Source organism: Kitasatospora sp. NPDC096128 (assembly GCF_040303105.1).
Classification (GTDB): domain Bacteria; phylum Actinomycetota; class Actinomycetes; order Streptomycetales; family Streptomycetaceae; genus Kitasatospora.
The window spans coordinates 36,745-49,289 of the sequence record NZ_JBEOSP010000019.1; the positions used below are offsets into that span (position 1 = coordinate 36,745).

General features: G+C 74.3%; 16 protein-coding genes. 3 read left to right on the top strand and 13 right to left on the bottom strand.

The genetic code is table 11. The features are described 5' to 3' along the window. Window positions 1-127: 127 nt before the first annotated feature. On the bottom strand, window positions 128-1,276 hold the full coding sequence (locus ABTY61_RS21805) for a M56 family metallopeptidase (RefSeq protein WP_350506682.1): 1,149 nt from the start codon (window positions 1,274-1,276) through the stop codon (window positions 128-130). Continuing rightward, complete coding sequence (locus tag ABTY61_RS21810) at window positions 1,276-1,755, bottom strand: BlaI/MecI/CopY family transcriptional regulator (RefSeq protein WP_350506683.1); 480 nt, start codon at window positions 1,753-1,755, stop codon at window positions 1,276-1,278. Before ABTY61_RS21810 ends, ABTY61_RS21805 begins: the two co-directional genes overlap by 1 nt. Before the next feature lie 126 nt (window positions 1,756-1,881). On the opposite strand from ABTY61_RS21810, the gene ABTY61_RS21815 reads away from it, so the two are divergent. The 3 genes from ABTY61_RS21815 (at window position 1,882) to ABTY61_RS21825 (ending at window position 3,899) form a co-directional block, all read left to right on the top strand. After that, the gene (locus ABTY61_RS21815) at window positions 1,882-2,568 is read left to right on the top strand and encodes a DedA family protein (protein WP_350506684.1); all 687 of its coding nucleotides are present in this window, start codon (window positions 1,882-1,884) and stop codon (window positions 2,566-2,568) included. Next, window positions 2,568-3,236: a phosphatase PAP2 family protein gene (locus ABTY61_RS21820; protein ID WP_350506685.1), complete on the top strand. Its 669-nt coding sequence runs from the start codon at window positions 2,568-2,570 to the stop codon at window positions 3,234-3,236. The genes ABTY61_RS21815 and ABTY61_RS21820 overlap by 1 nt, the downstream gene beginning before the upstream one ends. Window positions 3,237-3,383: 147 nt before the next feature. Continuing rightward, window positions 3,384-3,899 carry a pyridoxamine 5'-phosphate oxidase family protein gene (locus tag ABTY61_RS21825; protein ID WP_350506686.1) on the top strand — a complete coding sequence of 172 codons (516 nt, stop codon included), beginning with the start codon at window positions 3,384-3,386 and terminating at the stop codon, window positions 3,897-3,899. Window positions 3,900-3,903: 4 nt separating this feature from the next. Here the strand turns inward: ABTY61_RS21825 and ABTY61_RS21830 are convergent, their stop codons facing one another. From ABTY61_RS21830 to ABTY61_RS21880, 11 genes are all read right to left on the bottom strand, one after another. After that, window positions 3,904-4,542, bottom strand: coding sequence for a hypothetical protein (locus tag ABTY61_RS21830; protein ID WP_350506687.1), 639 nt, complete (start codon window positions 4,540-4,542; stop codon window positions 3,904-3,906). A gap of 249 nt (window positions 4,543-4,791) precedes the next feature. Then, the gene (locus tag ABTY61_RS21835) at window positions 4,792-5,211 is read right to left on the bottom strand and encodes a hypothetical protein (RefSeq protein WP_350506688.1); all 420 of its coding nucleotides are present in this window, start codon (window positions 5,209-5,211) and stop codon (window positions 4,792-4,794) included. A 70-nt stretch (window positions 5,212-5,281) separates the two neighbouring features. Then, window positions 5,282-6,511 carry a WXG100-like domain-containing protein gene (locus ABTY61_RS21840; RefSeq protein WP_350506689.1) on the bottom strand — a complete coding sequence of 410 codons (1,230 nt, stop codon included), beginning with the start codon at window positions 6,509-6,511 and terminating at the stop codon, window positions 5,282-5,284. A gap of 214 nt (window positions 6,512-6,725) precedes the next feature. Next, window positions 6,726-7,304: a hypothetical protein gene (locus ABTY61_RS21845; RefSeq protein ID WP_350506690.1), complete on the bottom strand. Its 579-nt coding sequence runs from the start codon at window positions 7,302-7,304 to the stop codon at window positions 6,726-6,728. Further along, entirely contained in the window at window positions 7,301-7,981 is a 681-nt protein-coding gene (locus ABTY61_RS21850; protein WP_350506691.1) for a hypothetical protein, read from the bottom strand. Before ABTY61_RS21850 ends, ABTY61_RS21845 begins: the two co-directional genes overlap by 4 nt. Next, complete coding sequence (locus ABTY61_RS21855) at window positions 7,971-9,290, bottom strand: putative T7SS-secreted protein (RefSeq protein ID WP_350506692.1); 1,320 nt, start codon at window positions 9,288-9,290, stop codon at window positions 7,971-7,973. Before ABTY61_RS21855 ends, ABTY61_RS21850 begins: the two co-directional genes overlap by 11 nt. Beyond that, the gene (locus ABTY61_RS21860; RefSeq protein WP_350506693.1) at window positions 9,287-9,586 is read right to left on the bottom strand and encodes a WXG100 family type VII secretion target; all 300 of its coding nucleotides are present in this window, start codon (window positions 9,584-9,586) and stop codon (window positions 9,287-9,289) included. The genes ABTY61_RS21855 and ABTY61_RS21860 overlap by 4 nt, the downstream gene beginning before the upstream one ends. A 154-nt stretch (window positions 9,587-9,740) precedes the next feature. Beyond that, window positions 9,741-10,232 carry a hypothetical protein gene (locus ABTY61_RS21865; RefSeq protein WP_350506694.1) on the bottom strand — a complete coding sequence of 164 codons (492 nt, stop codon included), beginning with the start codon at window positions 10,230-10,232 and terminating at the stop codon, window positions 9,741-9,743. A 112-nt stretch (window positions 10,233-10,344) separates the two neighbouring features. Then, on the bottom strand, window positions 10,345-10,665 hold the full coding sequence (locus tag ABTY61_RS21870; protein ID WP_350506695.1) for a DMT family transporter: 321 nt from the start codon (window positions 10,663-10,665) through the stop codon (window positions 10,345-10,347). Between the two features lie 7 nt (window positions 10,666-10,672). Then, on the bottom strand, window positions 10,673-11,380 hold the full coding sequence (locus ABTY61_RS21875) for an HAD family hydrolase (protein WP_350506696.1): 708 nt from the start codon (window positions 11,378-11,380) through the stop codon (window positions 10,673-10,675). A 64-nt stretch (window positions 11,381-11,444) separates the two neighbouring features. Then, window positions 11,445-12,530, bottom strand: a complete 1,086-nt coding sequence (locus ABTY61_RS21880; protein ID WP_350506697.1) for an ABC transporter ATP-binding protein — start codon at window positions 12,528-12,530, stop codon at window positions 11,445-11,447. Window positions 12,531-12,545 lie beyond the last annotated feature (15 nt).

A 12,545-nucleotide genomic window follows, 5' to 3' on the forward strand; every position in this document is an offset into this window, starting at 1 on the left:
CGTGCCGGGACCGATCGGAGGCCTTGCGGTGACCGACCGGGGGCCTTGCCGTGCCCCTTGCCGGGGACCGCCCAGGGCCCCTTGCCGGGACTGGCCGAGGGCCCTGCCGGGCTTCGGGTGCGGGCGGCTAGCGCTCCGTGCCGGGTTCGTGCTGGGCGGCCTCGACCGTGTGGTGGAGGTCGGCGGTGGCCTCCAGGGTGGCGCCCGTGGTCAGGGCCAGGCAGGCGGCCAGGGCCAGGGCGACGGCCCGCAGCCGGGTGGCCGGGGCGGTCGAGGGGCGGGGTTGGAGGAGGGCGGCGACCCGGCGCGGGACCGGGCCGGAGTGGGCGGCGGCGACCAGCCGGGGGCGGGCCGGCCAGGGCGAGCGGCTCGCGGCGAGGGCGGCCCGGCCGACCGCGCGGGCGGTCACGGCGCGGTCGCCGACCCGGGCGGCGGCCACCTCATCGGCCCAGCGCTCCAGGTGGTACCCGAGGGGCGCGCGCAGCCGGCGGAGCGCCGGGTGGAGGTCGGCTGCGTGCTCGGCGAGGGCGAGGAAGACGTGGTGCCGGCCGGTCAGGTGGGCGCGTTCGTGGGCGAGCAGGGCGGAGCGCTCGGGCCCGTCGAGGGCGCGCAGCATCCCGGAGGTGACCACGATCCGGCCGGGCTCGCCCTCTCGGCCAGGGCGGCCCAGGCGGCCGGGAAGGGCGAAGGCGTCGGCGCGCTCGTCGTCCAGCACGGTGAGCGGGTGGTCGGCGGGGTGCCGGAGGCGGGCCAGGGCCTGCCGGACGGAGTCCTGCGGCCCCCGCGCGGCGCGCGCCGGGCGCATCGAGGCGCGCCGGGGGCGCATGTCCGGATGCTGGTCGCCGTCCGTCCCGGGGCCGTCCGTCCCGATGTCATCCGTCCCGGTGTCGTCCGTCCTGGCGCCGCAGGGAAGGCCCGGGGTGGGCAGCGCGGCCCGGGCGGTGCGCAGTTCCAGGCGTCGGCGGCGGGCCGTCCGCACCGCCAGCGCGGCGAGCGCGGCGAGGGCGAGGCCGGCCACCGCGGCCGCGAGCGGGGCGCTGGGCGCGGCGGCGGTGAGCCAGGGCAGCGAGAGGTGGCCGAGGGCGGCGACCGGGGGCAGCTGGAGCAGTCCGGCGGCGGCGAGCAGTCCGAGCGAGCAGAGGGTGCCGCCGGCCAGGACGGTGGCGGTACCGGCCAGCAGCCAGGCGGCGGCCCGGGGCGCCAGCGCCTCGGCGAGCCGGCGGGCCAGCGGGACGGCCAGGAAAGGCAGCAGCAGCGGCGCCCAGACGGCGATCATCACGGTGCGCCCGCCGATCCCGGCCTGCCCGCCGATCCGGTGCCGCCGGTTCGGGTGCCGGCGACGGTGCTGTGGCCGTGGCTGTGGCCGTTGCCATGGCCACCGCTGCCGTCGCCGTCGCCGAGCAGGTCGCGCAGCAGCTGCTCGTCCTCGGCGGAGAGGTCGGAGACGAAGCGGGCGAGCACGGTGGAGCGGTCCGCCTCACGGCCGAGCTCGGTGTGCATCCGGCGGGCGGCGAGGCCCGCGGTGTCCTGGACGGTCGGGGTGTAGGCGTAGGCGCGGCCGGCCCGGGTGCGCTCGACCGTCCCCTTGTCGTGCAGCCGGGCCAGGATCGTCGCGATGGTGGTGCGGGCGAGGTCCCCGCCGAGCGCCGTCTGGACGTCCTGCGGGGTCATCGGCTGCCGGGCCGACCACAGGGCGGCCAGCACCTCGGACTCCAGCTCCCCGGCGGGCCGGCGGGCGGACGGTACGTCGGACATGGCGGCGCTTCCTCCAGTTATCGTCTACAGTCTTGTAGACCGTCTACGTCACTGTAGACGGTACGGGCGGGTTCCGCGGCGAAACCGCGATGAACCGCCCCCCAACGTACGGGAGGTCCGCCAGCCTTGCTCCAGTTCCTTGCCGATCCCGCCGTTCACCTCGCGGTGGGCGACCACCTCGCCGTGAACCCGCTGGACGCCTCCTCGCTGCTCGCCGCCTTCGGCGCGTTCGGCATCGCCGTGGTGCTGTTCGCCGAGACCGGCCTGCTGGTGGGCTTCTTCCTGCCCGGCGACTCGCTGCTGTTCACCGCGGGCCTGCTCTGCGTGCCCGGCGCCACCAAGGGCCCGCAGCTGCACCTGTGGCAGGTGCTGCCCGCCGCCCTGGTCGGCGCGCTGGCGGGAGCCCAGGTCGGCTACCTGATCGGCCGGCGCGGCGGCCGGGCGCTGCTGAGCCGCACCAAGCGCAAGAGCCTGCTGGAGGGCGTGGCGCGGGCCGAGGAGCTGCTGGCCAAGTACGGGCACGGCAAGGCGATCGTGCTGGCCCGATTCATCCCGGTGGTCCGTACGGTGCTGAACCCGCTGTGCGGCGTACTCGAAGTGCCGGTCCGCTCGTTCACCTTCTGGCAGGTGGCGGGTGGCGTGGTCTGGACCGTCGGCGTGGTGCTGGCCGGGTACGGGCTCGGCTCCTCGATTCCCGGGATCGACCAGTATCTGCTGCCGATCATCGGTCTGGTAGTAGTTGTCTCCGTGCTCCCCATTGTTCTCGAACTGTTCCGCGCCCGTAAGGCGCGCCGTCACGGAGGTGACGTGTGATGTCCTCTCGGGCTCTCGCCGTGTACGACGGCAGTGGCATCGACGGCGGTCTGTACACCCAGGTGAACAAGTGGGCGCAGTCGGCCCCGCACTGGCTGGACGACGTGATCAAGGTCTGGTCCGCGATCGGCCTCGGGCTGTTCGCGCTGTTCATGCTGTACGCCTGGTGGCGGGCGCGCGGCGCCGACTCCGCCGTGATGGCCAAGGTGCTCGCCTCCCCGGTGATCGTGGTCGTCGCCTACGGCATCAACTCGGTGCTCAAGGGCATGGTCGAGGAACTCCGGCCGTGCGCGCAGATCAAGGGCAGCCTCTCGCTGGAGACCTGCCCGGCCGCCGGCGACTGGTCCTTCCCCAGCAACCACTCGGTGATCGCCTTCGCCGCCGCGATCTCGCTCTGGTTCGTCAGCCGCCGGCTCGGCGTCGTCGCCACCGTCTTCGCGGCCCTGATGGCCGCCTCCCGGGTCTGGGTCGGCGTGCACTACCCGCACGACGTGGCGGTCGGCGCCCTCACCGGCACCCTGGTCGCCCTGGTGCTCGCGCCGCTGGCCGGACGCTGCGGGCCGCTGGTGGACAAGATGCGGTCGGGCGCGCTGCGCCCGCTGCTGGGCCCCGGCGCGATGCCGGTGGTGAACCGCGGGTACGCCTCGCACCGGGCGGGGCAGTACTGATTTCGTAATCCGCACCGCCCTTGTCCGGTTTCGGACGGCGGGTGGAGCATGTGAGCCGGGCGTGCGGCCCCCGACCGGGGGCGGCCGCCCGGCTCAGTCGTGCTCGGGGCGCGAAGGCACCGGGCGTGCCAGCGGAGGGAGTGCCGAATGCCGTACCGACTCGACATCACGCAGGGGGACTGGCCGGGCGACCTGCTGCACAAGGGCGTCGAAGGGCTGCTCGCCGAGGCCATGGTGCTCACCCTCGCCACCGCCGGCCATGAACACGGGCCGCACGCCAACCTCGCCTTCTTCGCCTACGACGAGGACCTCGTCCTGTACTTCGTCAGCGAGCGCTCCACCCGGCACAGCCACCACCTCGCCGAGGAGGCCCGCGCCGCCGCCACCGTCTTCCTGCCGCCGCCCGTCTTCGGCGAGCAGCTGCGCGGGCTCCAGCTGACAGGCAGCGCGGGCGAGGCCTGGGGGCGTCAGGCGGAGGCCGCGCTGGCTGCCTACCAGGGGCGCTACCCGGCCTTCGCGCAGGACGAGGACGTCCGGCGGCAGTACCTCACCGGGGGCGGGGCGGCGGCGCTGTACCGCTTCCAGGTCGAGGAGCTCACAGCGGTCGACGAGCCCAACTTCGGGCGGCGCAACTACCTGCGGGCGCGGGTGCTGCGGGGGTGAGCACCTAGCGCTGCCCGATGACCATGCCCCGCGGGGGGAACGGCACCCGGCGCGGGCGGCCGTTGCGGACCACCGCCACCCCGAGGCCGGCGGTGGCGGCCATCAGGAGGGCGTTGAGGCCGAGGGCCAGGGCCGCCGGCACGGGGAAGTCGACGTCGCCCGCGAGACGCGCCTCCGCGACGCCCCGGGGGTCGTAGCGGACGGTGACCAGATCGCCGACCGCGTGCGAGCGCAGGCCCGCGAACACCGTGCCCTGCGGGATCGGCGCGCCTTGCCCGTCCACGACGTCGTACGAGGAGCGCGGCTGCTTGCCCCCCGGGAAGTCGCGCATGGACGTCACCCGGGCCGTGGCGGTCACCCCGGAGGTGTGCAGGATCAGCGCGTCCCGGGCGGAGAGTACGGCCCCGAACGCCATGAGCCACAGCACGGCGCCGACAGCCGCCAGCCAGCAGCCCGCCGCCGCCCCGAGCAGCCGGACCACGCCCACGATCCAGGCCGCCCCGATCGCCAGCCCGAGCAGCGTCGCCGTGCCGAACCCGACGTACGTGCTCACCGCCACCAGCCCGAACGTCCCGGCCGGCACGGCCGCCACCAGCGCGGTCGTCAGCGCGATGGTCCCGCGTCTGCTGCTCGGTCCGGGCACGGCTTCCCCCGCTTCTCGGTGTGACGGGGTGGAAGCGTACGCCTGGATCCCGGTGGGCTTCGGGGCGGGTGTCAGGTGGTCGTGCAGAGGCGAACGGCTTCGGTGAACACCGTGAGCAGTGACCGCCGGGACGCGACTGGGTGTCCTTGCGTGACCAGGAAGTCGGGCCTGCCGACGTCCTGGTCATCGTCGGCCGGTCCGGAGTGTTGGCGGCTCCGGCCGAGCCGGAGCCGCCGACGGCACTGCCGCTCAGGCTGTGTCCAGGGCGTCCAGCGTGGCCAGGTCGAGGCTGACGACCGGGGCGTGGGAGAGATGGTCCGACAGCTTGCCCAGGGGGACGGCGGCGCCGCTGAGGTCGATCATCTCCTCGACGTAGAAGCCGCCGCCGCGCTCGAACATGAGAAGCAGCGGCTCGTAAGGGGTCGGTAGATCAGGGACGGTGAGGCTCGTCCCGTGGCAGAACGTGGGCCAGTGCACGGCTCCCCGGCAGGTTTCCTCCAGGGTGCGTCGGCCGATCGTGTTGTCGATGAAGTTGTCGAGGTCGGTCGTGATGTCGGGAGCGGCGCGGACGGTCGGGTCGATCTGCCGACCGATGTCGAAGAAGGGCCAGAGGTTCTCGGCGCCGAAGGCGTCCGCCCACAAGGCGGCGCGGCGCAGGTATTCGCGCATCAGCTGGACCCGGGACCGGGCATGACCGTATGCAAGGTCCCAATCACCCCACGGGGCGCCCTGCAGGCGCTCAAGGATGACGCGTGACGGATTCTCTGTCAGGCTTGATCGTGCCCGCCTGGGCGTCCAGCCAGTTCTGGGCGATGTCGTCTCGGGGCGTGAAGAGGCCCTTCTTCGTTTCGAGCGGGCCGGTCGCGACCTCGTGCTGCGAACGAAAGAGGTGGGCTTTGACCTGGCGCAGGACGTTCTCGTCGACACCGGTGGTTTTGGCGATCTTCGGCAGGTCGACCTTGTTGTCGGTCGCGCGGATCTGCTCGTACGCCTTACCAGCGAACTCCGAGGGTTGTGAAACCCATCCCGCGCCGCCCCAGCCCTCGGCCTCGGGAGGGGGTGTCTTGGTCCTGCTGCGGGGACCGGCCGCGCCGCCGACGGCGCCGAGGACGAGGTCGAGGGGCATGATCGGGCCGGTCGTGAAGGCGACGTCGTAGCCGTAGCTGAGGCCGGCGCCGGTGATCATGCGACCGGGGACGGTGTCGGCGGCGCCCGCGACCCTGGCGAGGGCGACGGAGGCGTTCTCGGTGCCCTCGGCCGCGGTCGAGACGACGCGGGCGCCGGCGCCGAGGCCGCCGCCGGCAGCGCCCATGATTTCGCCGGTCTTGGCGGAGTCGACGGCCTCGGTGAGGCTGTAGCCGCCGTCGCCGAAGAACTCGACGCGGATGGGCTGGGCGACGGCGAGGTCGACGGTGATGGCCTCGACGGCGCCGAATGCGGCGCCGACCAGCACGGTGGCGGCGATGGTGGCGACGGCCTCGGAGACGGCAACGCCCACGGAGGCGGCGGTGGCGACGATGCCCGCGCTGGTCGCGACGGCGATGTCCGCGGAGATGCTGAAGGCGACGAAGGCTAGGGCGGTGCCGACGACCAGGGTGCCGCCGACGATGGCGGCCTCCTCCTCCAGCTTCTTGATCGCCTTGTCGACCTCGTGGGCGAAGTCGCGCAGCGCCTTGGCCAGGCCGCGGCAGGCGTCGGCGGTCTCGGGCAGCCAGCCCTTGCCCTTGCCGGCGCTGTCCTTGCCGCCGTAGTACCGGCCCCAGAACGTGCCGAAGGCGTCGATGGCGGGGCCGTGGTTGTTGGCGACGATGGCGGCGGCGGCCTGGTTGGTGGGGACGGTGACGTTGTCGATGGCGGTGGCCATCGCGTCCCAGGCGTCGGCGACCTTGCGGAGCTTGTCCGGGTCGGCGTCGGGCCACCACATGCCGGTGACCTTCTGGACGGCCTTGGCGACTGTGGACTCACCCATGGGCCGGACCTCCTTCAAGGGTGCGGCGGGTCACGGCAGCAGGGTCGGTGCGGCGTCCTTCAGTTCCCCCGGCCGGATCTTGAACTCCGGTCCGCCGGCTTTCGCTGCGTCATCACTCACGGCGTCATCCCCCGTACTGTCCGTTCATCAAAAAGCGCGAATGGCAGGACGCCGGGACAGCCGACGGGGTTTCAGGCAGGCGGTGTGACGTGGGTCATGACCTGCGGTAGGTGAGGCCGGCCCAGAGCACGGTGGTGGAGGAGGCGAGCAGGACGGCGGCGGCCCAGAAGAGGTCGGTGCCGAGGTCGACCTCCTCGGGGAGTTTGGGGCGGGCGGTGCCGTCGGGGGCGGTGCGGACGGTGACCTGGTCGCCGATCCGCAGGGCCTGGGTGCGCTGGTTGAGGGTGCCGCCGGGGACGGGGGCGCCGTCGGCGGTCACCAGGCGGTAGTCCCAGGAGGGGTCGCGGTTGCCGGGGGTGCGCTCGACGTCGACGACGCGGGCGGTCACCGTGCGCCCGGCGCCGAGCACCATGTCGTCACGGACGTTGTGCGCCGCCGGGGCCGCGATGAGGAGCGCGAGCGGGGCGATCAGGGCCGTGAGGCAGCCGCGGGTCCCGTCGGTCAGGCGGCCGAGTCCCGCGGCCAGGGCGGCGGTGCCGAGCGCCAGGACGGCCAGCCCGGCCGGCCGGCCGTACGAGCCGTAGGCGGCGGCGGTGCCGGCGATGGAGAGCGGTGCGGCGAGGGCGAGGGCGACGGTCAGCGGGGCTGTGGGGGGCCGGGCCGTGGCGGTCATCCGAAGGCCTTGCGGACGTTGTCCCACCGCTCGGGCGGCAGGTCGTCGAGGCTCGCGTCGCGGGGCGGGTGGAAGGAGATGCCGCGGAAGGCGGCGGCCAGCAGGGGGAGCCACTCGGACCAGTACGCGACGTCCTCGGTGGTGAAGACGGCGGCGACCACGTGCGGGCTCCACGGGTGGGGGACGAGCAGTTCGAGCTGGCGCACCGTGCTGACGGTGGACCGGGCCACGCCCCACACCACGCCGGGGACGGGGACGGTCAGTTCGCGCGCGGCGAGGGCGGCCCGGCCGGCGGGCAGGTCGACCACGCCGACGTCGGTGTCCGGCCAGGCCTCGGCCAACTCCGCTGCGGCGCGGTCGGGGTAGCTGCCGCGCGGGCCGAGTTCCTGCGGGCGGACGAAGACGGCGAGCATGCCGTGGACGGGTTCGCCGTCCTCGGCGCGGACCAGGCAGCCGGAGAGGTGGACGGCGCCTGCGCGCAACTGGGCCTGGAGGGCGGTCTCGGCGGCGATGACGGCGCTGAGCCGCTGCTCGGGCCGGGTGCGGGGGAAGGCCGCGTCCAGGGCCGCCGCGGTGCGGGCCGTCCGGTCGTCGAGGTCCTCGGCCAGGTCGAGGGCGGTGAAGCCCCCGGGCAGGGTCAGCCAGAGCGGGGGGATCTCGGTGGTCTCAACGGCCATACCCGGCCGCCCATCCGCCCATGGCGAGCAGGTTGCCCATGGCGGAGACGGTGCCGAGGACGGCGTTGCCCCTGCCGCCGCCCGCGGCGAGGCCGGCCGAGCCGATCAGGTTGTTGGCGCCGGTGGTGCCGTCGACCGCGCTGGTGAGGCCGTCGCCCGGGTCGTCCCGGGTGAGGGCGTACGCGGTGGGGGCGGTGAGCCCGGCGGTGGCGGCGGCCTGGACGCCGTCGGAGAGGTCCATCGCGGTCGCCTTCGGGAGCCCGTACCTGACGGCCTGCTTCTCGATCGTCGCGGTGAAGACGGGGTTGGCCGGGTCGACGGCGCGGGCGGCGCTGCGGACCTCGGTCGCGCCGGCGCCCACCGTCCCGCGCAGGCCCGCGCCGGCGGCGAGCGCCTCGCGGCCGGCGCTGACGCCCTTGGCGGCGACGCCGATGCCGGGGATCGCGCCGAGCAGGTCGCCGCCCAGGGCCAGCCAGTTGCCGGTGTTCTTCTGCGGTGGGAACAGCTTTCCCTCGGCGGCGAACCCGGCCCCGTGCGCGGTCGCCGCGGCGAGGCTCAGCAGGACGGCCGGCAGGGCGAAGGCCGGGAAGAAGACCGCCGCGACGCCGCAGACGCCGGCGGCGACGGTGAGCAGGTCGGCGCCGTGGTTCTTCAGCCAGGTGCCGACCTTGCCGAGCCAACCCGGCTCGGGTGGGGCCTTGCTGTCGGCGGCCTTGCGGATGGCGGCGGCGGTCCTGCGGGCGTCGGACTCGTGGCCGGCGGCGAGTTCACGGGCCTGGGTCCGGAGTCCGGTGAGGGCGGTGGTGGCGCTGCTGAGGAGTCCGGCGGCGTCGTCGAGGTGCTTCTTGGCGGCGTGGTAGCGCTGTTCGGCAGCGGTGCGGGAGGCGTCGTCGGGGAAGCTGCGGCCGGCGAGCCGGAGGTCGGGGGCGGCGGCCGCGGTGCGGTGGGCCTGTTCGGCCCGCTCCTCGCACTGCCGGGCGGCGACCGCGGAGCGGGCCAACTCGGCGGCCTTGGGCCGGTGTTCGGTGAGCGCGGTGTACCAGACGTCGAGCGCCCGGTAGGCGGCGGTGACGGAGTCGGCGGCGTCCTGGAGGTAGCCGGGGAGCTTGCCGAACCGGGCGGTGAAGGCCTCGGCGGCCTCGCCGGTCCACTGGCCCTGGTGGTGGGAGAGCCGGTCGAGCGTGGTGTGGACGCCGGTCAGGTGCTGGGCGACCCGGCGCAGGCCGGCGCTGAGGGCGGCGACGGCGGCGGGGTCGCCGGGGGCGGGGTCGAAGCCGAGGCCGGACCAGTCGGGCCCGGTGCCGGTCACGGCCGCCCCGGCGCGGGGGCGAGGGCCTTGGTGGCGTTCCGCTCGGTGCCCGCGTAGGACTGCTGCACCTTCTCCAGGCCCTCGTCGAGGACCTTGACGCACTCGCGGACCTTCTTCAGGCCGAACTCCCACTTCTCCTGGAAGTGTTGGCCGGCGTCCTCCAGGAAGTCGAAGCCGAGCCCCGCCCGGCCGGCCTCCTTGAGCGCCTTCAGGCCCTGGTCGAGTTCGTCGCCGCAGCCCTTGAGGTCCTTGGCCAGTTCGGCGAGGAATTCGGGACTGACCGTGAAATCGGCCACTTTCTCCCCCGATGCGTCGGTTGTCGGACCGCCGAGCATAACGCCGGTTGGTACGTGGGCGATCCGCGTCGGCGGGCACCGTCCGGATGCGTACGGGGCCTTGACGGGGGAGGAAGGGCCGCTGGGCTCGTCGGTTCGACGACGGGCTGGCGGGTCAGCGGCGCCAGAAGCCGCGCTTCTTCGGGGCGGTGAGCTGGACGACCGCCGTGACGAAGTGGTCGGCGACGGGGGTGGGGCCCTGGCCGTGGTTGAGGTGGTTCTGGGTGGTCCACTCGCCGAGGACGGTGCCGGGGGTGCCGTCGAAGGGGTTGACGGCGTGTTCGAGGGTGAGGTACCGGATGGCCTTGGCGCCCTTGGGGAGGACGGCGGCGGCGAAGTAGGCCTCGGGGCTGACGGTCGGGGTGGGCAGGGTGACCAGGAGCAGGCGGTGGCCGTCGACTTCGAGGTGGCGGGAGTCGAGGCCGTCGCTGGGCAGCCGGTCCTCGGGCGGGAGGGTTTCGCCGAGGGTGTCCCAGAGTTGGACGAGGGCGGGCAGCAGGCTCTTGCCGCTGGGCGAGGGGCTGGTCACCTGGGGGCCGAATTCCAGCAGCTGGCGGGCGAGTTCGCGGTGCGCGAAGCGGTAGTGGTGGGGCCTGGGATCGGTCATGGGAACACGGTAGCGAACGGGCCGGGCCGGGGTGCCGGAAAACCCGGCGCCCCGACCCGGCCCGGGAAACAGGCGAAGTGACGGAGAGTCAGTGACGGAAGGTGGCGGAAAGTCAGTGACCGCCCTTGAGGTTGAGCACGACCACCCCGACGATGATCAGCGCGATCCCGAGGATCTGCAGCTTCCCCAGCGACTCGCCGAAGGCGACCACGCCGATCCCGGCGACCGCCGCCGTCCCGGCGCCCGACCAGACGGCGTAGGCGACCGAGACCGGTATGTGCTTGAGTGCGCGGCCGAGCAGGTAGAAGGACAGCGCGTAGCCGACCCCCACCCCGAGGCTGGGCCAGAGGCGGGTGAACCCCTCGGTGAGTTTGAGGCAGCTGGTGGCGCAGACCTCGCTCAGGATGGCGAGGGTGAGCAGAACGTAAGGCATGTCGCGGTCAGACGGCCGGGGCGGCGCTGAGCTTCCCCAGCAGTGCGAGGTCGGCCCGTTCCAGGCTGTCCAGCAGGGTGATCCGCCCGCCGTCGGGCATCGGGACGGCGGTGGAGGGCACGGCGAGCACCGCGCAGCCGGCCGCGGCGGCGGAGGCGACCCCGGTGGGGGTGTCCTCGACGGCGACGCAGGTGGCCGGGTCGAGGCCGAGCCGCTCGGCGGCGGCCAGGTACGGGTCCGGCGCGGGCTTGGTGCGGGGGGTGTCCTCGGCGGCCATGGTGACGGCGAACCAGTCGCGGCCGATGGAGGACAGCACGAGGTCGACCACCAGGCGCGGGGAGGCGGATACCAGCGCGGTGGGCACCCGGGCCTCGCGCAGAGCGGCGAGCAGGTCGAGCGCGCCGGGGCGCGGAACCGTTTCGGCGGCGACCTTGGCGGCGAAGGACTCGCCCAGCACGGCGGCGAGCTCGGCCTCGGGGCGGCTGGTGCCGCTGACCCGGTGCAGGTGGGCGGCGGTGTGCTCGACGGCCTGGCCGAGCACCTCGGGGGCGTCCCGGTCGGTGAGCGGGTGGCCCAGCTCCTCGGCGAGTTCGGCGGCGGCCTTCCACCACAGCTGCTCGGTGTCGACCAGGGTGCCGTCCATGTCGAAGAGGACGGCGGCGGGCAGGGGCGCGGCAGCGGACGGGACGGTGTCGGACGGGACGGCTTCAGGCATGGCGGTACCTTCGGTGGTTCTTCAGCGGGTGCAGAGGCGGTACTGAGGATCCCAGACGGGCTGCTCAGGCGGTGCGGCGGTCCACCAGGACGGGGCGCTCCGGCAGCGTGAGCTCGGCGCGCGAGCCGGCCGGCAGGGCGGCGGCGGCCTCGGTGGGCAGGTCGGCCTTGACCTCGGTGCCGTCGTCCAGGCGGACGGTGAGCCGGGTCACGGCGCCCAGGAAGGACGCGGTGACCACCTGGGCCGGGCCGGTCGCGGACGGGGTGAGGATGACGTTCTCCGGGCGGACCAGCACCTGCAGCTCGCCGTCGGCCGGCGCCGTGCCGTCCACCGCGTGCCGGCGGCCGAGCACCTCGACGCCCTCCGCGGTGCGGGTGCACGGGATGCGGCTCATGGTGCCGACGAACTCGGCGACGAAGGCGGTGGCCGGCCGGCCGTACAGCTCGGACGGGGTGGCGCACTGCTCCAGCTGGCCGGCCCGCAGCACGGCGACCCGGTCGGCCATGGACAGCGCCTCCTCCTGGTCGTGGGTGACGAACAGGGTGGTGATGCCCAGCTCCTGCTGGAGGCGGCGGATCTCCTCGCGCAGCTGGAGGCGGACCTTGGCGTCCAGCGCGGACAGCGGCTCGTCCAGCAGCAGCACCCGCGGCTGGAGGGCGAGCGCGCGGGCGAGCGCGATGCGCTGCTGCTGGCCGCCGGACATCTGGTGCGGGTAGTGCTCGGCCCGGTGCGGCAGGCCGACCAGCTCCAGCAGCTCCTGGGCGCGCTTGCGGCGCTCGGCCTTGCCGGTGCCGCGCATCCGCAGCCCGAAGGCGACGTTGTCCAGCGCGGTCAGGTGCGGGAAGAGGCTGTACGACTGGAACACCATGCCCGCGTCGCGCTTGTGGGCGGGGATCGAGGTGATGTCCTGCCCGTCGACCAGCACCTCGCCGGAGTCGTGCTGCTCGAAGCCGGCCAGGATGCGCAGCGCGGTGGTCTTGCCGCAGCCGGACGGGCCGAGCAGGGCGAGCAGCTCGCCGGGCCGGACGGTCAGGTCCAGGCCGTCGAGGGCGGTGGTGGCGCCGAACGCGCGGCGCAGCGAGCGGAACTCGACGGTGGCGCCGCCGGCGGCGGTCGCGGCCCGGGAGGCGGTGGCGGTGGCCGTGGTCATGGCTGGTAACTCCTG

What these genes read in the sequence shown, in the direction of transcription:
- ABTY61_RS21840 (WP_350506689.1), bottom strand. Translation starts at nt 6,511, where the DNA reads ATGGGTGAGTCCACAGTCGCCAAGGCCGTCCAGAAGGTCACCGGCATG.
- ABTY61_RS21845 (WP_350506690.1), bottom strand. Translation starts at nt 7,304, where the DNA reads ATGACCGCCACGGCCCGGCCCCCCACAGCCCCGCTGACCGTCGCCCTC.
- ABTY61_RS21825 (WP_350506686.1), top strand. Translation starts at nt 3,384, where the DNA reads ATGCCGTACCGACTCGACATCACGCAGGGGGACTGGCCGGGCGACCTG.
- ABTY61_RS21875 (WP_350506696.1), bottom strand. Translation starts at nt 11,380, where the DNA reads ATGCCTGAAGCCGTCCCGTCCGACACCGTCCCGTCCGCTGCCGCGCCC.
- ABTY61_RS21835 (WP_350506688.1), bottom strand. Translation starts at nt 5,211, where the DNA reads ATGCGCGAATACCTGCGCCGCGCCGCCTTGTGGGCGGACGCCTTCGGC.
- ABTY61_RS21810 (WP_350506683.1), bottom strand. Translation starts at nt 1,755, where the DNA reads ATGTCCGACGTACCGTCCGCCCGCCGGCCCGCCGGGGAGCTGGAGTCC.
- ABTY61_RS21805 (WP_350506682.1), bottom strand. Translation starts at nt 1,276, where the DNA reads ATGATCGCCGTCTGGGCGCCGCTGCTGCTGCCTTTCCTGGCCGTCCCG.
- ABTY61_RS21880 (WP_350506697.1), bottom strand. Translation starts at nt 12,530, where the DNA reads ATGACCACGGCCACCGCCACCGCCTCCCGGGCCGCGACCGCCGCCGGC.
- ABTY61_RS21820 (WP_350506685.1), top strand. Translation starts at nt 2,568, where the DNA reads ATGTCCTCTCGGGCTCTCGCCGTGTACGACGGCAGTGGCATCGACGGC.
- ABTY61_RS21870 (WP_350506695.1), bottom strand. Translation starts at nt 10,665, where the DNA reads ATGCCTTACGTTCTGCTCACCCTCGCCATCCTGAGCGAGGTCTGCGCC.
- ABTY61_RS21865 (WP_350506694.1), bottom strand. Translation starts at nt 10,232, where the DNA reads ATGACCGATCCCAGGCCCCACCACTACCGCTTCGCGCACCGCGAACTC.
- ABTY61_RS21850 (WP_350506691.1), bottom strand. Translation starts at nt 7,981, where the DNA reads ATGGCCGTTGAGACCACCGAGATCCCCCCGCTCTGGCTGACCCTGCCC.